Source organism: Streptomyces sp. NPDC048331 (assembly GCF_043201215.1).
GTDB lineage: Bacteria > Actinomycetota > Actinomycetes > Streptomycetales > Streptomycetaceae > Streptomyces.
In genome coordinates, this window is the sequence record NZ_JBICYT010000026.1 from 24,749 (window position 1) to 48,342 (window position 23,594).

16 protein-coding genes are annotated in these 23,594 nt (G+C 73.2%); 11 read left to right on the forward strand and 5 right to left on the reverse strand.

Going from position 1 to position 23,594, the window contains the following annotated elements; translation table 11 throughout:
* Window positions 1-12 precede the first annotated feature (12 nt).
* Genes ACGFYY_RS30295 through ACGFYY_RS30305 form a run of 3 tightly spaced genes read left to right on the forward strand, consistent with a single transcriptional unit; the run spans window position 13 to window position 2,714 of the window.
* On the forward strand, window positions 13-861 hold the full coding sequence (locus tag ACGFYY_RS30295; protein ID WP_393714237.1) for a DUF4097 domain-containing protein: 849 nt from the start codon (window positions 13-15) through the stop codon (window positions 859-861).
* 45 nt (window positions 862-906) lie between these two features.
* A complete protein-coding gene (locus ACGFYY_RS30300; RefSeq protein ID WP_393714239.1) occupies window positions 907-1,920 on the forward strand; it encodes an ATP-binding cassette domain-containing protein in 1,014 nt (337 codons plus the stop codon).
* On the forward strand, window positions 1,917-2,714 hold the full coding sequence (locus ACGFYY_RS30305) for an ABC transporter permease (protein WP_393714241.1): 798 nt from the start codon (window positions 1,917-1,919) through the stop codon (window positions 2,712-2,714). The genes ACGFYY_RS30300 and ACGFYY_RS30305 overlap by 4 nt, the downstream gene beginning before the upstream one ends.
* A 375-nt stretch (window positions 2,715-3,089) precedes the next feature.
* Here ACGFYY_RS30305 and ACGFYY_RS30310 read toward each other — a convergent pair whose 3' ends face one another.
* Window positions 3,090-3,335: an MbtH family protein gene (locus ACGFYY_RS30310; protein WP_393714243.1), complete on the reverse strand. Its 246-nt coding sequence runs from the start codon at window positions 3,333-3,335 to the stop codon at window positions 3,090-3,092.
* A 548-nt stretch (window positions 3,336-3,883) separates the two neighbouring features.
* Here ACGFYY_RS30310 and ACGFYY_RS30315 point away from each other — a divergent pair.
* Window positions 3,884-6,133, forward strand: a complete 2,250-nt coding sequence (locus ACGFYY_RS30315) for an MMPL family transporter (protein WP_393714245.1) — start codon at window positions 3,884-3,886, stop codon at window positions 6,131-6,133.
* Window positions 6,134-6,222: 89 nt separating this feature from the next.
* Here the strand turns inward: ACGFYY_RS30315 and ACGFYY_RS30320 are convergent, their stop codons facing one another.
* From ACGFYY_RS30320 to ACGFYY_RS30335, 4 genes are all read right to left on the reverse strand, one after another.
* Complete coding sequence (locus ACGFYY_RS30320; protein ID WP_393714247.1) at window positions 6,223-8,466, reverse strand: protein kinase; 2,244 nt, start codon at window positions 8,464-8,466, stop codon at window positions 6,223-6,225.
* 5 nt (window positions 8,467-8,471) lie between these two features.
* Window positions 8,472-9,407, reverse strand: coding sequence for a serine/threonine protein kinase (locus ACGFYY_RS30325; protein ID WP_393714249.1), 936 nt, complete (start codon window positions 9,405-9,407; stop codon window positions 8,472-8,474).
* A gap of 102 nt (window positions 9,408-9,509) precedes the next feature.
* Window positions 9,510-11,609 carry a PQQ-binding-like beta-propeller repeat protein gene (locus ACGFYY_RS30330; protein WP_393714251.1) on the reverse strand — a complete coding sequence of 700 codons (2,100 nt, stop codon included), beginning with the start codon at window positions 11,607-11,609 and terminating at the stop codon, window positions 9,510-9,512.
* An 85-nt stretch (window positions 11,610-11,694) separates the two neighbouring features.
* Entirely contained in the window at window positions 11,695-12,150 is a 456-nt protein-coding gene (locus ACGFYY_RS30335) for an Lrp/AsnC family transcriptional regulator (protein WP_365280138.1), read from the reverse strand.
* A 151-nt stretch (window positions 12,151-12,301) separates the two neighbouring features.
* Between ACGFYY_RS30335 and ACGFYY_RS30340 the strand changes: the two genes are divergently transcribed.
* The 7 genes from ACGFYY_RS30340 to ACGFYY_RS30370 all read left to right on the forward strand — a co-directional run bounded on the left by ACGFYY_RS30340 (window position 12,302) and on the right by ACGFYY_RS30370 (window position 23,585).
* The gene (locus tag ACGFYY_RS30340) at window positions 12,302-13,303 is read left to right on the forward strand and encodes an asparaginase (protein WP_365280135.1); all 1,002 of its coding nucleotides are present in this window, start codon (window positions 12,302-12,304) and stop codon (window positions 13,301-13,303) included.
* 135 nt (window positions 13,304-13,438) lie between these two features.
* A complete protein-coding gene (locus tag ACGFYY_RS30345; RefSeq protein WP_393714254.1) occupies window positions 13,439-15,007 on the forward strand; it encodes an argininosuccinate lyase in 1,569 nt (522 codons plus the stop codon).
* Window positions 14,973-15,953: a kinase gene (locus ACGFYY_RS30350; RefSeq protein ID WP_393714256.1), complete on the forward strand. Its 981-nt coding sequence runs from the start codon at window positions 14,973-14,975 to the stop codon at window positions 15,951-15,953. The genes ACGFYY_RS30345 and ACGFYY_RS30350 overlap by 35 nt, the downstream gene beginning before the upstream one ends.
* A gap of 2 nt (window positions 15,954-15,955) precedes the next feature.
* Complete coding sequence (locus tag ACGFYY_RS30355; RefSeq protein WP_393714258.1) at window positions 15,956-18,223, forward strand: pyridoxal-phosphate dependent enzyme; 2,268 nt, start codon at window positions 15,956-15,958, stop codon at window positions 18,221-18,223.
* A gap of 154 nt (window positions 18,224-18,377) precedes the next feature.
* Complete coding sequence (locus tag ACGFYY_RS30360; protein WP_365266837.1) at window positions 18,378-18,602, forward strand: MbtH family protein; 225 nt, start codon at window positions 18,378-18,380, stop codon at window positions 18,600-18,602.
* Window positions 18,595-20,388, forward strand: coding sequence for a condensation domain-containing protein (locus tag ACGFYY_RS30365; protein WP_393714260.1), 1,794 nt, complete (start codon window positions 18,595-18,597; stop codon window positions 20,386-20,388). The genes ACGFYY_RS30360 and ACGFYY_RS30365 overlap by 8 nt, the downstream gene beginning before the upstream one ends.
* Entirely contained in the window at window positions 20,385-23,585 is a 3,201-nt protein-coding gene (locus ACGFYY_RS30370) for an amino acid adenylation domain-containing protein (RefSeq protein ID WP_393714262.1), read from the forward strand. Before ACGFYY_RS30365 ends, ACGFYY_RS30370 begins: the two co-directional genes overlap by 4 nt.
* Window positions 23,586-23,594: the final 9 nt, after the last annotated feature.

Here is a 23,594-nt window from a genome sequence, read left to right on the forward strand (position 1 = left end):
GACGGGACAGCCATGCCTTCTTACGACACCGAGGGACCCATCACCGCGACCATCCACGTCGAGGTCGGAGTCGCCCGGATCAGTGCCACGGACCGCACCGACACGGTGGTCGAGATCCACCCGCGCACCGCCGGCAACAAGGACGACATCCGCGCCGCCGAGGAGACCAGGGTCGAGTTCGACGACGGCACCCTGATGATCCGCACCCCGAGGTCACGCGGGCTGTTCAGCGCTCGCGGTTCGGTCGCCGTCGATGTCGCCCTGCCCGAGGGCTCGCGGCTCCTCGGGACGCTGGAGCTGGGCGACATCAGCTGCAAGGGGACGCTGGGCCGATGCGAGGTCCGCACCAGCGCCGGCAACATCCGGCTCGACCGGACCGGCCCGGTGCGGCTGAAGACGCAGCACGGGGACGTGCTGCTGGACGCGGCGGCGGGCGATGTCGACATCACCACCGGATCGGGCGAGGTCCGGGTCCGTACGGTCGGCGGCAAGGCCGACATCAAGAACTCCAACGGCAACACGTGGCTGGACGAGGTGGAGGGCGATCTGCGGCTGAAGGTCGCCAACGGAAACATCACGGTCGGCCGCGCGCAAGGGTCTGTGTCGTCGAAGAGCTCGAACGGCCACGTTCGCCTCGAGGACGTGGCGCGCGGCACGGTGGAGCTCCAGACCAAAGCGGGCAACATCGAGGTCGGCATTCGCCAGGGGACCGCCGCCTGGCTCGACATCAACTCCCAGGCCGGAACGGTCCACAGCACCCTCGGCTCCGCCGAAGGCCCCGCAGCGGGCGCGGAGACCGTCAAGGTGCACGCGAGGACCAGCCTCGGTGACATCACCGTCCAGCGTGCGCCCGGCGCCTGACGCCAGAGCTCTGCCTCGTGACAGCTACGGAACGGAGGGGGCACGATGAGTGCCGCGACGGAACAGATGGCCCCGCCCACGGGGATCAGCGCAGTCGGCCTGCGCAAGTCCTACGGCGAGAAGGTCGTACTCGACGGGATCGACCTGCGGGTACAGGCGGGCACGATCTTCGCGCTGCTCGGTCCGAACGGGGCCGGCAAGACCACCACGGTCCAGATCCTTTCCACGCTCATCGCCGCCGACGGTGGCGCGGCGACCGTGGTGGGCCACTCGCTGGAACGGAGCCCGGATGCCATTCGTGCCCGGATCGGCGTCACCGGCCAGTTCGCGGCGGTGGACGGGCTGCTGACCGCCGAGGAGAACATGCTCCTCATGGCGGACCTGCACCACCTGGACCGGGCGGAGGGCAGGCGCCGCACAGCCGAGTTACTCCGACAGTTCGAACTCACCGACGTGGCGACCAAGATGGCCTCCACCTTCTCCGGCGGCATGCGCCGCAAGCTGGACCTGGCGATGACCCTCGTCGGCAACCCGAGTCTGATCTTCCTCGACGAGCCGACCACCGGTCTCGACCCGCGTAGCCGACGCACCATGTGGCACCTGATCCAGCAACTCACCGCCCAGGGCGTGACCATCTTCCTCACCACCCAGTACCTGGAAGAGGCCGACCAGCTCGCGGACCGGATCGCCGTCCTCGACAAGGGCAAGATCGTCGCCGAGGGCACCGCGGACGAGCTGAAGCGCCGTATCCCCGGCGGGCACATCCGACTCCAGTTCTCCGACCTCTCCGGACTGGACGCCGCCGCGAGCCGGCTGGACCTCGCTGCCGCCGCCCGCGACGAGGAGAAGCTCGCCCTGCAGATCCCGAGTGACGGCAGCATCCCCGCATTGCGCGCCGTGCTCGACCTGCTGGAGAGCGCCGGTGTCGAGGCGGACGCGCTGACCGTGCACACGCCCGACCTGGACGACGTCTTCCTCGCCCTCACCGGTGACGGGTCCCGCCACCACGCCGCCACCGCTCCCAGCTCGGCCGACACGGTGCGGGAGGCCCGCCGATGAGCACCACGTACGCGATGCGCGACTCGATGACGATGCTGCGCCGCAACCTCAAGCACGCCCAGCGCTACCCCTCGATGACGATCTCGATCGTCGCGATGCCGATCCTGATGCTCCTGCTGTTCGTGTACGTCTTCGGCGGCGCGCTCGGCGCCGGCATCGAACTGCCGGGCGGAGGCACGGGCGACCGTGGCGACTACACCAACTTCGTGGCCCCCGGCATCCTCCTGATGGCCGCGACCGCCGGTGCGGTATCGACCGCCGTGTCGGTGTGCACGGACATGACCGAAGGCATCATCAACCGCTTCCGGACCATGTCGATATCACGGTCCTCCGTACTGACCGGGCACGTCGTGGGCAATGTCGTCCAGACCATGATCAGCCTGGTCCTGGTCATCGGTGTCGCCCTGCTGGTGGGCTTCCGGCCCAACGCCACCGTCGTCGAGTGGTTCGCGGTCATGGCCATCCTGGCCCTGCTCGCCTTCGGCCTCAGCTGGCTGTCCGCGGCGATCGGCCTGGGCTCCAGCAGCGTGGAGGCGGCGAGCAACGCGCCCATGCCGCTGACCTTCCTGCCTTTCCTCGGCAGCGCGATCGTCCCGCCGGAGTCCATGCCGGTCGGACTGCGCTGGTTCGCCCAGTACCAGCCCTTCACCCCGATGACCGACGCCCTTCGCGGCCTGCTCATGGGCACGGAGATCGGCAACAGCGCGTGGCTCGCACTCGGTTGGGGTGTCGTCCTCAGCGCCCTCGGCTACCTGTGGGCCCGCTCGGCCTTCAACCGCGAGGCGAAGATCTAGCGCCCGACGCCGGTCTGCCCTCGCTGATGGTGCCGCTGTCCCGTCGACGGGACAGCGGCACCATCGCCGGTTCACGCGGCGCCGCCGGGACGCCTCGTGGTGGCTCGGCGGCCGGCTCGTGTACGGGAACGACCACTGCACCGACCGCTACCAGTGCGGCATCCGCGCTGCCGGACTGCCGTACCTGACCCTGCGCAACTACGCCTGGGTCGCCCGTCGAGCCGACGGGTCGGCTGGAGGTGCCGGGCGGTCGGCTCCGGTGGTGGCACAAGGCGGCGGAGCGGTCCGGCGCGGGTCGACAGGCGGACATCGGTGCCTGAACCGGGCGGCGCCCGTCCCGCCCGTCACGTCCTTCCGTGGCCGTGCCGCGTCCCCTCAGGCGGAGCCGACGGGGCCGACGGATACAGCGTCCGCGGTCATCGCGTCGCGCAGGCTCCTCGGCCGTAGATCGGTCCAGTTCGCCTCGACGTGTTCGAGGCACCTCTCGCGGCTCTCCTCGCCGAACACGACGCGCCAGCCGGCGGGAATTGCGGTGAACGAGGGCCACAGCGAGTGCTGTTCCTCATCGTTCACCACGACGTAGAACCGGCCGTCGGCATCGTCGAACGGGTTACTGCTCATGAGTCCACTCCAATGCAAGCCGTTCACGATTCGAGTCCCGGCCGTCGATGTTCCCTCCCCGTCTTCCTGTTGACGGGGCAGCGCTACACAGTGCCCTGAATCCTCGCCGTTCCGCACCGAATTCGCGGGAATGGGCCGTCGGTCTTCCCCGTCGCGACCGAAGCCGAACGGTGTCTCCGATCATCCACTGTGGCGCCATGATGGCATCACGCCTGCCGTAGTGGTGTCGATGTGGGTGCCGCGGCCGGGTGTGAGGTGGTGGTCAGGGGCGAAGGCCTCCACGATCTGGCCAAATTGCCTACAGGCGAACGCGCTTCCGGTGATGCCATCGTTGGCGTCCGACCTGGCCTGTGAGCGGTCGGCGCCCGCGTCCGACCGACTCCGGCGCTCGCGGCAGAGCACCACTTTTCAGCCACCTTGACGGAGTGGCGCAGTTATGGCGCGACTGTGGCGCCATATGTGTGCCATTCTGGTGTCATGGAGTTCGGGGGCGCAGCCCACGACATCACCTCCTCGTTCCGTACCGATCCGCAAGGAGTTCGTGTCCCATGGCCACCTTCCTTTACCAAGTGGGCCGTCTCGCCTTCCGGCGACGAGGCCTGGTGTCACTGCTGTGGCTCGCCGTCCTGGTCGGAGTCGGCTTCGCCGCCTCCACCGCCCCGCCTCCGCCCACCGACACGTTCTCGATGCCGGGGACGGAGTCGCAGAAGGCTTTCGACCTGCTGAAGGAGGAGTTCCCGGCCATGAGCGTGGACGGCGCGACCGCCCGCGTCGTGGTCCGCGCACCCGCCGGCGCGAAGCTCTCCGATCCCGCCGAGAAGGCCAAGGTCGAGAACCTCGTCGGCGCGCTGGCCGAGGCGCAGGACGTCGCGTCGGCCTCCGACCCCTTCAAGACCGGTGCACTCAGCCAGGACGGCACCACGGCATACGCCGTGGCCACGTACAAGGTCTCCGCCCTCGAGGTGAGCGACGAGGCGCACAAGGGCCTCGACGCGGCGCTCGCGGAGGCTCGGACGACCGGGCTGGTGGTCGAGGCGGGCGGTGACGCCGTCACGGTGGAAGGAGCGCCCGGAGGCGGTGCCGAAGGGATCGGCATCCTCGTCTCCGCCTTCGTCCTGGTCCTCACCTTCGGCTCGATGATCGCCGCCGGGATGCCCCTGCTGACGGCCGTCATGGGTGTCGCCATCGGCGGCGCGGCCATCACCGCACTCGGCAGCACCCTCGGACTGTCCAGCACGACCTCCACCCTCGCGCTGATGATCGGCCTCGCGGTCGGCATCGACTACGCCCTGTTCATCGTCTCCCGCTACCGCTCCGAACTGGCCGAGGGCCGGGAGCGCCAGGACGCCGCGGGACGGGCCGTCGGCACGGCCGGCTCCGCCGTCGTCTTCGCCGGACTCACCGTCATCGTCGCCCTCGCCGGCCTCGGCGTCGTGAACATCCCGATGCTCACCAAGATGGGTCTCGCCGCGGCCGGCACGGTCGCCGTCTCCGTACTCATAGCGATCACCCTCGTCCCCGCGCTGCTCGGCTTCGCACCGATCAAGGTCATGCCCCGCAAGGAACGCAAGCGGTTCTACGGCACGCCGCTCACGGAGCGTCAGCAGCGCAAGGCCGACGAGCGGGCCGCGCGCCGGAAGCCGAATCTGGGCACGCGCTGGGCGAGCTTCGTCGTCCGCCGCCCGCTGGCCGTCCTGCTCCTCGGTGTCGTGGGCCTCGGCGTCGTCGCCGTGCCCGCCACCGGCCTCCAGCTCGGCCTGCCCGGCGAGGGCACCATGGCTCCGGACACCACACAGCGCAAGGCGTACGACATGCTGTCCGAGTCCTTCGGTGCCGGGTTCAACGGGCCGCTGATGGTCACCGTCCAGGCCGAGGACGCGGCGACGGCGGCCGCCACCGTGGGCAGGGAGCTCGCCACGGTCGAAGGGGTCGCGGCGGTCACCCCGGCCACGCCCGACGACAACGGGGACACCGCGGTCCTGACCCTCGTCCCGAAGACCGGCCCGGCCGAGCCCGAGACCGAAGAACTCGTCGCGAAGATCCGCGGCATCGCGGACGGCCTCGGGACCGACCACGGCGCCGAGATCCTGGTGACCGGTCAGACCGCCCTGTTCATCGACTTCTCCCGAACCCTCGACGACGCGATGCTGCCGTACCTGGGCCTGGTGGTCGGACTCGCCTTCCTCCTGCTGGTGCTCGTCTTCCGCTCGCTGCTCGTCCCGCTCAAGGCGGCGCTCGGCTTCCTGCTCTCCGTCAGCGCGGCCCTCGGCGCGGTCGTGGCCGTCTTCCAGTGGGGCTGGCTCTCGGACGTCTTCGGCATCGACCAGCCGGGACCGATCATGAGCACACTCCCGATCTTCATGATCGGTGTGGTGTTCGGTCTCGCGATGGACTACGAGGTCTTCCTCGTGACCCGGATGCGGGAGGCCTACGTGCACGGGGCGCGGCCCGACGAAGCGGTGATCACCGGCTTCCGCTATGGCGGCCGGGTGGTCGGCGCCGCCGCGATCATCATGGTCAGCGTCTTCTCCGGCTTCATCATGGAGGTGAACGTCTTCGTCAAGATGGTCGGCTTCAGCCTCGCGATCGCGGTCCTCTTCGATGCGTTCGTCGTCCGCATGGCCCTGGTGCCCGCCCTGTTCGCCCTGCTCGGCCGGTCGGCCTGGTGGCTGCCCCGATGGCTCGACCGACTGCTGCCGAACATGGACGTCGAGGGCGAGAAGCTGAACCACGTGCTCGGGACCGCCCCGCTCCCGGCCCAGCAGTGCCGGGAGCAGCAGATCCACATCCCCGGCTGATGATCCGTCGACAGGAACCCCCGTACGCCGCCGGCCCCCGGAGCCGGCGGCGTACGGGGGTTCGCGCTTCCTCCGACCCGCGCCGCCGGCTACGCCAGCGGGAGGGTGATCAGCGTGCGCTTCTCGCGGAGGTACAGCTGCTTCCCGTTCGGGTCCGGCGACAGGAGGTAGGCGCTCGTCTCGTAGCGCCATACTGCGCGGCGGGTACGGATGTCGACGGCCCGCAGGCCCGCCGCGTCCATGCTGTAGACGTGGCTCGCGGTCACCACCGGGGCGATCTCTCGATTCGGGGCCGTGTCCTGCGCCGTGCCGCCCGCTGTGCCGCCTGCCGTGCCCTTCGTCGTGCCGTCCGCCAGGATCTCCGCCCAACGCTCCGCGCCGTTGCGCGCGTCGAGTGCGACGATGCCGCGCGTGCCCTCCACGGCGTAGACCACCCCGTCCCGGACGGTCGGCATGCCGTACCGGCGCTGGGCGATCACCTTGCCCACGTCGCGGCCCTCGCCGAAGGACCAGGCCTGCTTGCCGTCGGTGAGCCGCAGTGCCTGCAGGGTCTGCGCGCCGATGTACACGTGCGCGTCGTCCGTGGCCGGCTGGTCCGGCGTGTCGCCCAACGCCTCCAGCGACGCGGCCCAGCGCTCCGCGCCGCTCCCGGGGTCGTGCAGGGACACCCGCAGGGCGTCGCCCGTCTCGGCCCGCTGCCACAGCAGCACCCCGCCGCGTACGACCTTGGCGCGGACGAGGGACGGGTGTCCCCACTCCACCTGGCTCGCGGTGGGGGCCGCCGTCGGCTGCCGCCACAGCTCCTTGCCGCTCTTCAGGCTCGCCGCCACCACGGACCACTGGCCGCTTCCGGCCGCCTTCGCGCAGAGGAACACGGTGTCGCCGTTCACGCCCAGGATCTGGTTGAGCGCGTTCGTACCGTCGTACGCGGGCAGTCGGACGAGCGGCGTCTGCTCCTTGCCGTTCTCCTGAGACAGGGGTACCACCGCGAGGGCTTTGTCCGCGGCGTCCGGCTTCCTGACCCCGTACAGGACCTTGCCGTCGGTGGCGAGACGCCAGACGTCCGAGAAACCGTAGAAGTCCGTCAGGTACGCGCCGTCCCGCGGGGAGATCCCGACGGTCGTGATCCCACGGGCCATCACGAGCATGCCGTTCACCGACAGCGGCGTGCCGCCCACCTGCGGACGGCCCCCTTCGTCCTGCCACAACGGGTCCGGCGGCGACTGCAGGGCCGGCTGCTCGGCATCCGCCGCCGCCTCCCCGTCGCGGCCGCCGAGCCAGGCCCACAGCCCGCCTCCCGCCGCGAGTGCCACCGAGCCGGCCACGCCACCACCGACGGCCAGCAGCCTGCGGCGCGACATGTCGCCGCTGCCGCCGTCGGCGACGACGGTGTCCGGCTCCACGGCGGGCGCCGGCAGCCGCTGCGGCGGCTCGTGCCACACCGCCGCGGCGCGCCGGGCGATGTCCGCGAGCACCGGCTGCGGCAGCCCGTCCGCGAACGGGCCTTCACCCGGAGCCAGCAGTCGGGCCAGTTCAGCCGTCGTGGGCCGTCGGGTCGGGTCCTTGTCCAGGCAGCGGGCGAGTACGGACGCCAACGCCGTCGGTACGCCGCCCAGATCGGGCTCCGCGTACCGCACCCGGTACAGCAGGTCCGCGGCCTGGCCCCCGCCGAAGGGACCGTGTCCGGAGGCCGCGAAGACCAGTACGCCGCCCAGTGCGAACACATCGCCGGCGGGAGAGTGTTCGAGACCACCGGCCTGCTCGGGCGACATGAAGGCGGGCGTGCCGGCCGCGGCCCCGGTGCGGGTCAACCGTACGTCGCCGAGGGCACGCGCGATGCCGAAGTCGATGACCTTGGGCCCCGCCGCCGTGACCATGACGTTGGAGGGCTTGAGGTCGCGGTGCACCACGTCCGAGGCGTGCAACTGGCCCAGCGCCTGTGCGAGGTCCGCGCCCAGGGCGCGGACGCACGGCTCGGGCAGCGGGCCGGCGAGCCCCACCGCCTCGTCGAGCTGCGGCCCGATGACGTACTCGGTGGCCAGCCACGGCGTGGCGGCCGAGGCGTCCGCGGCGAAGACCCGGGCCCCGTGGCGGTCGCCGATGATCCGGGCCGCGTCCGCCTCCAGCCGGAAGCGGGTACGGAAGGTGGTGTCGGCGGCGATCCGGGCGTGCACGGTCTTGAGCGCGACCGTCCGTCCGGCCGCCGAACGGGCCAGATAGACCGTGCCCATGCCGCCGCTGCCGAGCCGGGCGAGCAGGCGGAAGTCACCGAGGGTCTGAGGATCGTCGTGGGTGAGTGGCGCGAGCGGTGCGCGCGGAGGCAAGGCGGACATCGGGGTCAGTGGACCTTCTGGGGCGAGGCGAACGGCTGCTGCGCGGCGGGGAGTTCCGCGGCGAGCAGCGCGGCGGACTGGGCGGCGAGCGCGGCGACCACCCGGCCCGGCAGTGGCACGGCCGCGTGGTCGAGGGCGGTTCCGGCCGGTGGGTACGCCTCCCCGCCGAGGTCCCGGCCCGCCGCCGGGGACACGAGCTCGCGCAGCAACTCCTGGGCGGACCGCGGCCGCGCAGAAGGGTCGGACGACAGACAGGACCCGATCAGCCGGCGCAAGCCCGGCGGCAGTTCGCTCTGCTCGGGCACGGTGTGCCCGGTCGACGCGTAGGCCAGTACGGCGCCGAGCGCGAAGACGTCCCCGAGCGGCTCGGGCCGGCCGCCGGACGCCTGTTCCACGGCCAGGCAACCGGGGTCGAGCCCGGGCAGCCCCGACCGCCGCACTCCGTCGGGAGCCGCTGCCCGCACCGCACCGACGCAGGTCAGTAGCGGCCCGCCCGCGGTGACCAGCACGGCGGCCGGCGACAGCCCCGCGTGCGTCACCCCCTGGGCGTGCACGGCGACCAGCGCCTCCGCGAGCGCGGCGCCGAGCCTGCGGACGGTCGCTTCGGGCAGCGGCCCGCCGTACGCGGCGAGCACGGCCGGCAGCGGCAGCGCCGGCGTGTACGGGGCGGCGTACCAGGGGAATCCGGCCGTGCCGCCCACCTCCGCGATGCCGAGGAACCGGGGCACGGACAACCGCCGGGCGCCCTCGGCCTCGATCGCCCACCGGGACGGGTCGGCGCCGACACGCGGCACGCAGACGAGGACGGTGCGCCGCCCGTCGGCGGTGCGCCCGAGGTAGCGGCGTTCGGGAACGGTGCGCTCGGTGGAGTCGGCGTCCAGCCGGGCCAGGACGACGTACGGCCCGATGTGCGACGGGTCGTCCTGCCGAAGGCGTTCCATGCGCGGGCTCTCCCAGGTCGGTCGGTGGGCTCCGAGCCTAAGCGGTGCGGCTCGGGGCGACGGAACGGGGCGGGCGGGGCGCGTGTCGGGAAGGGACAGCCCTCAGATGATGGTGGGCATGGCCGTGAGCTTCCCGTCGTTGACGAGGAAGACGCGATTCCCGGCCCCGGACATGCCCCAGGGCCCGCGCGACGCGGGGGACCAGATCCAGAACCGGCCGCCGTCGATGGTGGAGTGGGCCGACACCCCCTGCCCGTCCCCCTGGACGATCCACACCGTGCGGCCCTCCAGGACCGGGGGAGTGTGCGGCACCGGTCCCTTCGCGCTGCGGTTCTGCGGAAGGTACGACCCGCTCTTCGGATTCACCTGGTTCAGCGCCGTACCGTTCATGGCGTACACGTAGGTGCCCTTGAAGGCGGCCACGCCCCAGCCGCCCGCCCCCGGTTGCGGGGTTTCGGTGGCCTTGATCTCCTCCTTCCACACCGCGTCGCCCGTCCTGATGTCAAGGGCCGTCATGCTCCGCCCGCCGAGGTAGACGACGTCGTCCGAGACCAGCGGCTGCAGGGCGGACCTCGCCTGGTTGCCGACCCGCCAGACCGAGGCTCCGGAAGCGGTGTCGAAGGCGATGACATCGCCGTCGGCGCCGAAGAAGACGAGCCTGCCGGTTCCGACCGCGGCTCGTGGGCCGGGTGCTTTTACCGCCGCCGTCGCAAGCGGCACCGTCCAACGGACCTTGTGCGCGGCCGTGTCCACGGCCCGCAACTTCCCGCCGCGCGTCACCAGGTAGACCGCCGATCCGTCCGCGGCCAGGATGCGGCCGGTGTCGGCTCCCGCCACCGACCACTCCTGCCTGCTGGTAGAGGCCTCGAAGCCGAGCAGTGCCCCGCCGGAGCCCGCGGTCGCGAACCGATCGCCGGGCAGTTCGACGAGGCCGGCGGCCGGACGGACGTCGGGCAGCCGCCACTTCTCCTTGCCGTCGGTCGTCAGCCGGGCCGCCAGGCCACCGCCCGCGGCTGCGAAGATGACCACGTCGAGTACGGGCAGTGGGGTGGTGACCTGCCCGTCCACGGCCTTCGCCGCCACGGGCAGCGGACCCCACAACTCACGCGGTGCCGTGTCGTGGTCCCCGAAAGTCAGCGGCAGCGCCTCCGCCTGGTGGGCCAGTCCGGCCGCCGGGATCTTGCGCGGCTCTTCGCGCAGCAGCCACCAGGCGCCCGTGGCCCCGCCCGAGGCGGCCAGTACGCCCCCCGCCGCGACCGCGGTGCGCAGCACTCGCCTGCGGGACGGCCCGGTCCCGGACTCCTGCCCGACGACGGTGGCCTGACGGTCGGCCTCGACTTCCCGGCGCTCGATGTCCTTGGCCAGCGCTCCGGTGCGCCAGATCCGGTCCGCTCCCGGCCGCGGGGCGAAAGCGCCCATGATCTGCTCCGGGGCCGGCCGGTGCGCGGGATCCTTGGCGAGGCAGGGTGCGATCAGCTGTCGCAACTCGGGCGGTACGGAGTCCAGTCGCGGCTCCCCGTGCACCACCTCGTACTGCACGGCGGCCACATGGGTGCCGTCGAAGGTGCGCTGTCCGCAGGCCGCGTACGCGAGGACCGCGCCCAGCGAGAAGACGTCCGCGGCCGGGCCGACGCGTTTGCCGAGCACCTGCTCGGGAGCGCCGTACCCGGGGGTGACCGGCACCTGGCCCGTGGTGGTCAGCGTCAGCCCGTGCTCGGGGCGTGCGATGCCGAAGTCGATGACGCGCGGTCCCTGCGAGGTGAGGACGATGTTGGCGGGCTTCAGGTCGCGGTGGATCAGCCCGGCCGCGTGGATGTCGCGCAGGGTGGCGGCGAGCGAGGCGGCGAGCGCGCGCACGCCGTCGGCGGCGAACGGCCCGTGGTGGCGCACGGCTTCCTCGAGGGTGGGTCCGGACAGGAACTCGGTGGCGATCCAGGGCTGGCCTCCATGGTCGTCGATCCGCGCGTTCAGGACGCGGGCGACGCCGCCGCTGGTGACCGCCTGGGCGGTCTGCACCTCACGGAGGAAGCGCTGGACGAGGTGCGCGTCGTGCGCGAGCTCGGGCAGCAGCACCTTGACGGCCGCGGTGCGGCCGCCGTCCTCCCGGGCGAAGTACACCTTGCCCATGCCGCCCTCGCCGAGGACGCCGAGTACGCGGTACGGGCCGAGCCGGATCGGATCACCGGTGCCGAGGGGTTTCATGTGGTGCTGCTTCCTGTTCCTGTCGCTCCCGGCCCGCCGTACGGGCCCGCGGATTCGAGGGCGAGTGTTCGAAGGCTCGCCGACGTCAGTGACCGACGGGCAGGCCGTTCGGTTCCTTGATGCGCTTCATGATGATCTGCGAATTGACCTCGGTGATGCCGGTCAGGGCCGTCAGCTTCTCGATCCACAGGCGCTCGTACGCCCGCAGGTCGGCGACGGCGATCCGCAGCAGGCAGCCGGGGCTGCCGAAGAGGCGGTAGGCCTCGATGACGTCCGGGATGTCCTGGAGGGCCGCCTCGAAGGCCTCGACCGCCTCCCGGTCGCGGCGCACCTCCACCGAGACGAGCACCTCGAAGCCGCGGTCCACCGCCTCGGGGGAGATCACCGCGCGATAGCCCTGGATCACCCCGTCCTGCTCCAGCTGGCGCACCCGGCGCATGCAGGGGGAGGGGGTCAGTCCCACGCGCTGGGCGAGTTCCTGGTTGCTCAGGCGTCCATCGGCCTGGAGCTCACGCAAGATATCTCGGTCGATGTCGTCCATGGCGCAATTATCCCCCAGTGTTCATGGACGGGCCTGGGGCAAAACGCAATCACATTGCGCGTAGATCGCTCTATCATTGCTGCTTTGAGTACATATGTACGAGTGACGTACTAGTGACACGAGTGACACGAGTGAAGGGCGGCCACGGCCGATGGGACGGATCGTCGTGATCAGCACCGGCGGGACGATAGCCAGCCGCTGGCAGGGTTCCGGCTTCGCAGCGGACGCCGACGGGAACGAGGTGATCGCCACCGCACCACTGCCCGAGGGCGTCACCGTCGAACTGGTCGACCTGTTCAGCGTGAACAGCCCGCGTCTCACCACCGCACACCAGCTCACCCTGCTCCGCACCGTCCACGAGGTGCTCGCCGACCCCGGCGTCGACGGCATCGTCGTCACGCACGGCACCGACACCCTCGAGGAGTCGGCGTTCCTCCTCGACCTCCACCACCACGACCCGCGCCCGGTGGTCTTCACCGGCTCGCAGCGCCCCATGGGCACCGCCGACGGGGACGGCCCGGGGAACCTCTACGACGCCCTGCTCACCGCCGCGAACACGCGCGGGCTCGGCGTGCTCATCGCATTCGCCGGACGGGTGCACGCCGCCCGCGGCACGGTGAAGACCCAGGCCGTGGAGCTGGACGCGTTCGCCGACCCCTCGAAGGAACTCTTCGGGAAGATCGGCTTCGGCAAGGTCACCATCCTGCGCACCCCGCAGCGCCCGGCTCCGCTCCCGCTGCCCGCCATGCCCGAACTCCCGCCGCGCGTGGACGTGGTGGTGCACCACGCCGACGGCGACCCGGTCCTGTTGAACGCCGCCGTCGAGGCGGGCGCGCGCGGCATCGTCCTCGTCGGCACCGGCGCCGGCAACGCCACCCCGGAGATCGTGGAGGCCGTCCGGGCCGCCGTGGGCCGCGGGGTCCTCGTCGCACTGACCACCCGGGTCATGGCCGGACCGGTCACCGAGATCTACACGCACGGCGGCGCGGTCGACCTCGTGGCCGCCGGAGCCGTCCCGACCGGAACCCTGCGCGCCGGCCAGGCCCGCATCGCGGTCCTCTCCGCGCTGCTCGCCACGGACAACAAGGTCGAACAGGCCCGCATCCTGCGCGAGGCACTGGGCGCGGACGGCTCGGTACTCGTCGGGGCATAACCCTGCGGGGGGGGGCCCCCCGGGGGCCCCCCCGCCCCTTCCACCCCGCCCCAGCCCTTCGCGCGCCGCGCGCCGACGAGGCGTGCCCCGGCACGCCCCCGCGCCCCGCACCAGAACAGGAACGGAACACACCACGTGACGAGTGACACCCCGGGGCCCGCCCCCGAGCTGAGCGGCCGGATCCGCGGCGGTCCCGCCGAACTCCTCCACGATGAAGTGCTCGCCCCGCAGTTCGGGTTCGAGTCCCGCCACCTGCTGCGCCACTACGTCGCCATCGAGAAGACCCTGGCCGCCGAGTACGTCCGCATGGACCTGATCACCGCCGAGGAGGCCCACCGGATCGCCGCCCTGCTGGACTCCGTCGGGCCCGACACCCTCAGCGCGCAGCCCGGCGCCAACATGTCGGACATCGCCTTCGCCCTCGAACGGCACGTGGAGGCGGGCCTGCCCGCCCCGGTCACGCGCTGGCACGCCGACCGCAGCCGCAACGACCTCCAGGCCTGCGCCCAGGTGATGTACGGCCGCGACCAGCTCGCCCGCTTCGCCGACGCGCTCCTCGAACTCGGAGAGGTCGTGCACGAGTTGGCCCAGCGCACCTGTGACCTGCCGATGCCGGGGTACACCCACTTCCAGGCCGCCCAGATCATCACCCCGGGCTTCCACCTCGCCGCGCTCTCCGAACACCTGCTGCACACCCACGCCAGGCTGCTGAACGCGTACGACGGCATCGACACCTGTCCGCTGGGCGCCGGCGCCATGGCCGGACAGGAACTGCCCTGGGACCGCGATCGGATGGCCCGGCTGCTCGGGTTCTCCCGGCCGCAGCCCCACGCCCTGACCGCCGTGGCCTCGCGCCGCTGGAGCGCCGAACTGACCGCCGAGCTCAGCCTGCTGGGCACCGCGCTGAGCCGCTTCACCACCGACCTGCTCACCTGGGGCGGCAGCGAGTACGGGTTCATCGAACTGCCCGACGAACTGTCCGGCATCTCCTCCGCCATGCCGCAGAAGAAGAACTACCCGGTCCTGGAGCGCATCCGGGGGCGCACCGCCCACCTGACCGCCTTCCACGTCGACGTGCTCCTGGGCCAGCGCAACACCCCCTTCTGCAACCTCGTCGAGGTGTCCAAGGAGGCCGGCACCCACCTGCTGCACGCCTTCGACTCGGCCCACGGCACCGTCCGCCTCCTCACCGAGGTGCTGCGCAGACTGACCTTCCGCGCCGACCGCATGCGCCAGGTGTGCGAGCGCGAGTTCCTCGGCGGGTTCAGCCTCGCCAACGCCCTCTGCCTCACCGAAGGGGTGCCCTGGCGCACCGCCCAGGTCGTCGCCGGGAAGTACGTCGTGCTCGCCGCGACGGCGGGCGCCGCCCCCGCCCCGGGCGAACCCGCCCTGCTGGCCGAGGCGGCCGCCGGACACGGCATCACCCTCGCCGACCCCGCCCGGCTCCTCGCCGAGGCCTTCGACGTCGACCGTGGCCTGGAGCGCATGGTGTCCGCCGGATCGGCCCGCCCCGACGCCGTCCGCGCGGTCCTGCGCACCCAGCGGGAGACGTACGAACAGCTGCGCGCCGACTGGCGGGTGCGCGCCGCCACGCTCCGCGCGGGCGCCGAGGAGGGCGACCGCGCCCTGTACGGAGCGACCGGCGACACGAATCAGGAGGAGGACGGCGATGGCACCCGCACCCACGTACAGCACGCCCACTGACAGCGTCGCGGCGGCGACCGCCGCCCCCGTCGGACCCGGCTCCGGCAGTGCCTTCGGCACCTTCGGCGAACTGCTCCAGGGCGCCCTGCCCCACCCGCAGGGGGACTTCCTGGTCACCTTCCCCCTCGCCCGCTGGGCCACCGCCGTGTTCCGTCCCGAGCCCGGCCGCCGCGAGGTCCAGGTCCACCCGGCCCACAAGGCCAAGTCCCGTCGCGTCGCCGAGGCCGTCCTGGCCGCCCTCGGCACGACGGACGGCGGTCTCCTGGAGGTCGCCGGGGACCTCCCCGAGGGCAAGGGCCTCGCCAGCTCCTCCGCGGACCTGGTCGCCACCGTACGGGCCGTCGGGGCCGCCCACGGGCGCGCCTTCACCCCGGCCGAGACGGAGGACTTCCTGCGCGGCATCGAACCGGCCGACGGGGTCATGTACGACGAGATCGTCGCCTTCCACCACCGCGAGGTGCGCCTCGGCCGCCGGCTCGGCGTACTGCCGCCCCTCACCGTGGTCGCCCACGACGAGGGCGGCCAGGTCGACACCGTCGCGCACAACCGGGTCGCCCGGGCCATCGGCGCCGCCGACCGGCAGGAGTACGCACGCCTGCTGGACCGGCTCACCGACGCCGTGGCCCGCGGCGACCTCGCCGAGGTCGGCGCCGTCGCCACCCGCAGCGCCGAGATGAACGCCCACCGCCGCCGACGTGCCGGATTCGCGGAACTGCACGCACTGTGCCGCGAGGTCGACGGGCTGGGCCTGGTCCTCGCCCACAGCGGCACCATGCTCGGCGTCCTCCTGGAGGCGAACGATCCCGCCCTCGCCGGCAAGACCGAGCACATCCGGGCCGGCTGCGCCGCTCTCGGCGGAGAGGTGTCCGTGCACCGCTCCCTCGGCGCCGACGACAGCTGGAGCCCGCAAGGCCCGCCCGCCCACCCCACCGAGCTGGAGATCTGAGCATGCTGTTCGACACCGTGACGGACGCGATCGGCGGGACCCCACTGGTCCGGCTGCGTCTGGGCGAGGCCCGCGGCGTGGAGGTCTACGCCAAGCTGGAACTGCAGAACCTCTTCGCGATGAAGGACCGCGTCGCCCGCAACATCCTGCTGGAGGCCAGGCGGCTGGGCACCCTGAAGCCGGACGCGCCCGTCATCGAGAGCTCCTCCGGGACGATGGCCCTCGGCGTCGCCCTCGTCGGCCGCTCGCTCGGCCACGAGGTGCACATCGTCACCGACCCGCGCATCGACCCCGTCACCCTCGCCAAACTCCGCGCCCTGGGCTGCCGGGTGCACGTCGTCGAGGCCATGACCAGCCACGGCTGGCAGAGCGCCCGCCTGGAGCGGCTCGCGGAGCTGCTGGACGAACTGCCGGGTGCCTTCTGGCCACAGCAGTACACCAACCCCGACAACCCCGGCGCCTACCGCACCCTCGCCGGTGAACTCCTCGCGGACCTCGGTCGGTTCGACACCCTCGTCGGAGCCGTCGGCAGCGGCGGATCCCTGTGCGGCACCTCCCGGGCGCTGCGCGAGAGCCTGCCCGCGCTGCACGTCGTCGGCGTCGACTGCGTCGGCAGCGCCCTCTTCGGCCAGCCCGACGTACCGCAGCGGCTGCAGAGCGGGCTGGGCAACAGCCTCCTGCCCAAGAACCTGGACCGCACCCTCATCGACGAGGTGCACTGGCTCAACGACCACGAGGCCTTCGCCGCGACCTGGGACCTCGCCCGCGAGCAGCAGATCTTCGGCGGCAACACCTCCGGCTCCGTCTACCGGGTCCTCACCGGCCTCGCCGACCGCGCCGAGCCCGGGACCAGGATCGTCGGCATCCTGCCCGACCGCGGCGACCGCTACGCCGACACCGTCTACAACGACGAGCACTGGGACGCGCACCGGCTGCGCGAGGTGCCCACCGCCACCGCGCCGGCCGCCCTCGGCGCCGACGGGACCGCCCGCACCTGGTCCAGCCTCGCCTACAGCCCGCCCGCCGGGATCGAACGGCACCTGCTGTTCGTGGAGTCCAACACCACCGGCACCGGCATGCTCGCCCTGGACCGGGCACGCGAACTGGGCACCGTACCGGTCCTGCTGACCGGCGACCCCGACCGCTACCGGGGCCTCGCGGAGACCGGCACCGAGGTGGTGCGCTGCGACACCAACTCCGACTCCGCCCTGCGCGCCGCCGTGCAGGAGCGGTTCCGCCGCGAGGAGATCGCCGGGGTCACCACCACCAGCGACTTCTACGTACCGGCCGCCGCCCGCGTCGCCCGCTGGCTCGGCCTGCCCGGCAACCCGCCCGAGGCGGTGGCCCTCTGCCGCGACAAGTCCGCGCTGCGCGAGAGGCTGCGGGAGGCGGGGGTCCGCCAGCCCCGCTACGTGCCGGTCCGCGAGCCGGCCGAGGCCGCGGCCGCCGTCGCCCGCACCGGACTGCCCTGCGTGGTCAAGCCGGCCGACGACTCCGGCTCCACCAACGTCCTGCTCTGCGCCGACGAGGCCGAGGTCCGCGCCCAGATCGCGCGGATCCTCGCCATCGACACCAACGTGCGGGGCATGCCCACCGCCCGCACCGCCCTCGTCGAGGAGTACCTGGACGGGCCGGAGTACAGCGTCGAGATGTTCGGCGGGGAGGGGCAGGCCGTCTGCGTCGGCATCACCGCCAAGTCCGTGACCACCGGCCCGCACTTCGTCGAGCACCGCCACATCTTCCCCGCCCCGCTGCCCGCCGCCACCGCCCAGCTGATCACCGACACCGTGACGGCGGCCCTGGACGCGGCCGGGATCCGGCTGGGCGCCACCCACACCGAGGTCAAACTGACCGCCGACGGGCCCGCCCTCGTCGAGATCAACCCGCGCCCGGCCGGCGGCATGATCCCCGAGCTGATCCGGCTCGCCACCGGCGTGGACCTCCTCGACGCGCAACTGCGCGCCGCCCTCGGCCTGCCCGCGCACCTCAAGGCCGAGGAGACCGGCCACGCCGGGATCCAGTTCCTCCTCGCCGACGCCGACGGCACCCTCACCGCCGCCCAGGGCACCGAGACCGCGGCAGCCGTCGACGGGGTCGAGTCGGTGCTGGTCACCGCCGCGCCCGGCACGCCCGTCCGCAGGCCCCGCAGCGCCTCCGACCGGCTCGGGCACGTGATCGCCCGCCATGCCCAGCCCGCGGGTGTGCACGCCGCCCTCGACGCGGCGCGCGCCCTGGTCCGCCTCGACATCGAGGCCGCGCCCCGCTCCTGATCCTGCGCCGCCCCGATCCTGCGCCGCCCCGATCCTGCGCCGCCCCGATCCTGCGCCGCCCCGATCCTCGCCGCTCCCGATCCTCCGCCGTACCTGTTCCGACGACGCGCCGTACGACCCGTACGACCGCACCCGACCCGAAAGGTGAACCGCCATGAGCAACCCCTTCGAGAACGACAACGCCTCCTACGTCGTGGTCCGCAACGACGAGCTCCAGCACTCCCTGTGGCCCGCCACCAACCCGGTCCCGGCCGGTTGGACCGTCGTGCACGGCCCCGACGGCCGCCAGGCCTGCCTGGACCACGTCGAGCGGGTCTGGACCGACATGCGCCCCGCCTCCCTGGTGGCCGCCCTCGCCGGGAACGCCCCCCGTGGCTGAGCCCGTCCACCGCACCGAGCACCCGGCCGGACCCGACCCCGTACGGATCCTGCGCACCCTCTTCGCCGAGATCCTCGGCCGCGCCGAGGTCGACGCGGGCCACAGCTTCACCGGGCTGGGCGGGGACAGCATCCAGGCGATCCAGGTCGTCAGCCGGGCCCGTGCGGCCGGCCTGGTGGTCAGCACCCGCGACGTGCTCCGCGCGGAGAGCGTGAGCGCGCTCGCCGCCACCGCCCGCGCCCAGGGCCGGGTGCGCGAGGGAGCCGGACCGACCACGCCCCCGCGCCGGCTGGGTCCGCTCGCACCCACCCCGATCATGGGCTGGCTCGCCGAACTCGGGGGTCCCGTCGACACGTACAACCAGTCGCTCGTCCTGCGCACCCCGCCGGGCTTCGGGGCGGCCGCCGCCGAACGCACCGTCCAGGCCCTCCTGGACACCCACGAGATGCTCCGACTGCGGCTGCCCGACGGGATCGGTGCCACCGGCACCGATCCGGTCGTACCGCCCGCGGGCTCCGTCGACGCGGCGGACCTGCTGGAGCACGTGGACGCCCGCGCGACGGGCGAGGCGGAACTCCCCGCCCTGACCCGCGAGCGGATGCGGGCCGCGCGGCGGCTGCTCTCGCCCCGCGACGGCCACATGCTGCGCGCCGTGCTCCTGGACCGGGGCGCCGGACACCAGGGACGGCTCGCGCTCGTCGTCCACCACCTCGTGGTCGACGGCGTCTCCTGGCGGATCCTCCAGGACGACCTGCGCAGCTGCTGGACGGCCCTCGGCGAGGGCCGCGAGCCCGTCCTGGAACCGGCGGCGACCCCCTTCGCGCACTGGGCCGACCTGCTGCGCGCGGAGGCCACCTCCGGCCGCCGGACCACCGAGGCCGACCGCTGGGCCGCCGCCCTGCGCGAGGCCCCGCAGGCCCTCGCCGGGGTCCGCGCGCCCGGCGGCCTCGACCCCGAGAGCCCGGAGAACACCCTCACCCTGACCCTCGGGCCGGACGTGACGGGCCCCCTCCTCACCACCGCGCCCGGCCTCGTCAACGGCACCGTCAACGACGTGCTGCTGACCGCCCTGGCTCTCGCCGTGCTCGGCCGGCGCGGCGCCGACGACGCGGACGGGACGGACGAGGAGGGCGCCGTGCTCATCGACGTCGAGGGCCACGGCCGGGAGGACATCGCCGACGGCACGGACCTGTCCCGCACCGTCGGCTGGTTCACCACCGTGTTCCCCGTCCGCCTCGCCCTCGGCCGCCCGGACCTCGACGAGGCCCGGGCGGGCGGACCCGCGGTCGGCGCCGCCCTACGGCTGGTCAAGGAGGAACTGCGCGCCGTACCCGACAAGGGCATCGGCTTCGGGCTGCTGCGCCACCTCAACTCCCGCACCGGGCCGGAGCTCGCCGCCCGCGGCATCCCCCAGATCGGCTTCAACTACCTCGGCCGGTTCCCGATGGGCGGCGAAGCCCCCTGGGACGCCGCGCCCGGCCACGACTTCGCCCTCGACGACGCCGACGAAGGCCTGCCCATGGCCCACGCCGTGGAGGTCAACGCGGCCGCCCACGAAGGCCCGGACGGCCTCACCCTCAGCGCCACCTGGACCTGGGCGGGCAACGCCTTCCCCGGGCGGTGGGTCCACGACCTCGCGCAGGAGTGGTTCACCATGCTGCGCGCCGTCGTCACCCACGCCGCCCGCCCGGACGCCGGCGGGCTGACCCCCTCCGACGTGCCCCTGGCCCAGGTCAGCCAGGCCGACCTCGACACCTTCGAATCCCAGCTCGGAGCCCTGCTGTGATCCCTCTGTCCCATGCCCAGCAGCGGCTGTGGTTCCACGCCCGGGACAGCGCCGACGGCGCGCTCTACCACATCCCCGTCGGACTACGGCTGCGCGGCACCCTCGACCGCCCCGCCCTGCGTGCCGCGCTCGCGGACCTGAGCGGCCGCCACGAGGCGCTGCGCACCGTCTTCCCCGACGAGGCGGGCCGCCCCCACCAGCGGGTCCTGGCCCCCGCGGACGCCGTACCGGTGCTCGCGGTCGTCGAAGGTCCGCCCGCCGAACGCGCCCGGCGGGCCGAGGAGGCCTCGTCCCGGCCCTTCGACCTGGGCACCGAACCACCGCTGCGCGCCCACCTGTTCACCGACGGCGCCGAGGACCACTACCTGCTCCTGGTCCTGCACCACATCGCGGGCGACGGGCACTCCGTGAACATCCTCGTCCGCGACCTCGCCGCCGCCTACACCGCCCGGTGCGCCGGCCGGCCGGCCGAGTGGCCCGAACTGCCCGTCCAGTACCCGGACTACGCCCTGTGGCAGCGCGAACTCCTCGGCCCGGCCCAGGACCCCGCCTCCCTGCACGGCACGCTGCTCACCCACTGGACGGCCGTCCTCGACGGCCTGCCCGAGGAACTGGCCCTGCCCGCCGACCGGCCGCGCCCCGCCGTGGCCGGCCACCGGGGCACACTGGTGGAGGCGCGGACCGATGCGGCCGTCCACGCGGGACTGGCCGCGCTGGCCCAAGGCGCCCGCGCCACCCCGTTCATGGCCGTCCAGGCCGCCTTCGCGGTCCTGCTCACCCGGCTGGGCGCCGGCACCGACCTGCCGCTCGGCTGCCCCGTCGACGGCCGTGAGGACGAAGCGCTCACCGACCTCGTGGGTCTCTTCGTCAACACCCTGATCGTGCGTGCCGACACCTCGGGCGACCCCACCTTCACGGAGGTGCTGGGCCGGGTGCGCACCGCCGCGCTGGATACGTACGCCCACCAGGAACTGCCCTTCGAGTCGCTGGTCGAGCGACTCAACCCGGCCCGCTCGCCCGCCCGTCACCCGCTCTTCCAGGTCGCCGTCTCCGCCCAGCGCACCGAGCCCCTGACCCCCGCCTTCACGGGCCTGCGGGTCGAGGTGGAGGCGGTACGCACCGATACCGCCAAGTTCGACCTCACCCTGGAGGTCGAGGAGGTCCACGACCCGGCCACCGGGCAGCCCCTGGGCCTGGCCCTCGGCCTGGAATACGCGAGCGACCTGTTCGACGGGACCACGGCCCGGCGGCTGCTGGACCGCCTCGTCCACCTCATCGGAGCCGTCGTCCGAGAGCCGGGCGTCCCGCTGTCCGCACTCGACGTCCTGCTGCCCGGGGAGCGCGCCGACCTCCTGGAGCACTGGCAGGGCGCACCCGTCGCCCCGGACGCCCGTACCGTCCACGGGGCCTTCGAGGAGCGGGCCGCCGCCCACCCGGACCGCCCCGCCGTGCTCTGCGCCGGCCGGGAGACCACGTACGGCGAACTCGACGCCCGGGCCGACCGGATCGCCGGACGGCTACGCGGCCTCGGCGTCCGCCCGGGCGAGTCCGTGGCCGTACTGATGGACCGCTCCGCCGACCTGGTCGCCGCCTGCCTCGGCATCCTCAAGGCGGGCGCCGCCTACCTGCCGCTGGACGCGCGGGCTCCGCGCGCCCGTACCGAGGCCGTGCTCACCGCGGCCGCGGCCGCCGTCCTCGTCACCGACGTCCCGGACGGCGCACCCGTACCGGCGGGCCCGCGCCACGTCCTGCGTCCGGACGGCCGGCCCGCCGAAGGGGACCCGGCGGACGGGTCGGAGGGGCACGCCGACGCGCTCGCCTACCTGATGTACACCTCCGGCTCCACCGGCACCCCCAAGGGCGTGGCCGTCTCCCACCGTGAGGTCGTCGCCCTCGCCACCGACCGGCGCTGGTGCGGCGGCGCGCACGAGCGGGTGCTGTTCCGCTCCCCGCACGCCTTCGACGCCTCCACCTACGAGATGTGGGTGCCGCTCCTGAACGGCGGCCTGGTCGTCGTCGCCCCGCCCGGCGAGCTCGACGTCGACGCGCTGGCCCGGCTGATGTCCGAGGAGAAGGTCACCGGGACCTTCCTCACCGCCACCCTCTTCAACGTCCTCGCCGACCGCTGCCTGCCCGCGCTCGGCACGCTGCACGAGGTGATGACCGGTGGTGAGGCCGCCTCGCCGTCCATGGTCCGCAGGGTCCGCGAGGCCTGTCCCCGCACCACCGTCACCAATGCCTACGGACCCACCGAGACCACCACCTTCGCGGCGACCTTCGCGATCGGCCCGGGCCAGGAGGCCCCCGTCGGGCAGGTCCCGATCGGCCGCCCCCTCGACGGCACCCGGCTGCACGTCCTGGACGAGCGGCTCGGCCTCGTGGCGCCCGGCGTCGTCGGCGAGCTCTACATCGCGGGTGCCGGACTCGCCCAGGGCTACCTCGGCCGGGCCGCGCTGACCGCCGAACGCTTCGTCGCCTGCCCGTACGGCCCTCCGGGCACCCGGATGTACCGGACCGGCGACCTGGCCCGTTGGACCACCGACGGCCAGGTCGCGTACCTCGGCCGCGCCGACCGGCAGGTGAAGATCCGCGGACTGCGCATCGAACCCGCCGAGATCGAGCACGTGTTGGCCGGCCACCCGGCGGTGGGCCAGGCCGCGGTCACCGTCGTGGACACGGCCGCCGGTCCCGCGCTCGCGGGCTACGCCGTCCCCGCCGAGGGAACCCCCGCACCCGATCCGGGGGAACTGCGCGAGCACCTGCGCGCCCGGCTGCCCGACTACATGGTGCCCGCCACCCTCACCCTGCTCGACGCCTTCCCCGTGACCGCGAACGGAAAGACCGACCTGGCCGCGCTGCCCGTGCCGGGCCCGGCGACGGCCGGCATCGCGGGGGTCCGGCAGGAGCCGCGCACCGACGACGAGCGCGCCCTGTGCGCGATCTGGGAGCAGGTCCTGGGCGTGCCGGACATCGGCGTCCACGACAGCTTCTTCGACCTCGGCGGGCACTCCCTGCTGGCCACCCAGCTGCTCGCCGAGGTCCGGGACCGGTTCGGCGGTGCCGTCGGCATGCGCCAGTTCTTCACCGGCCCCACCGTCGCCGAACTGGCCGCCGCCCTGCCCGCCGCCGCGGCCGCCGGCGCCGGTGACGAGGACCCGCCGATCATTCGCCGCGCCCGCCGCACCCAGACCGTCTGACCACCGAAG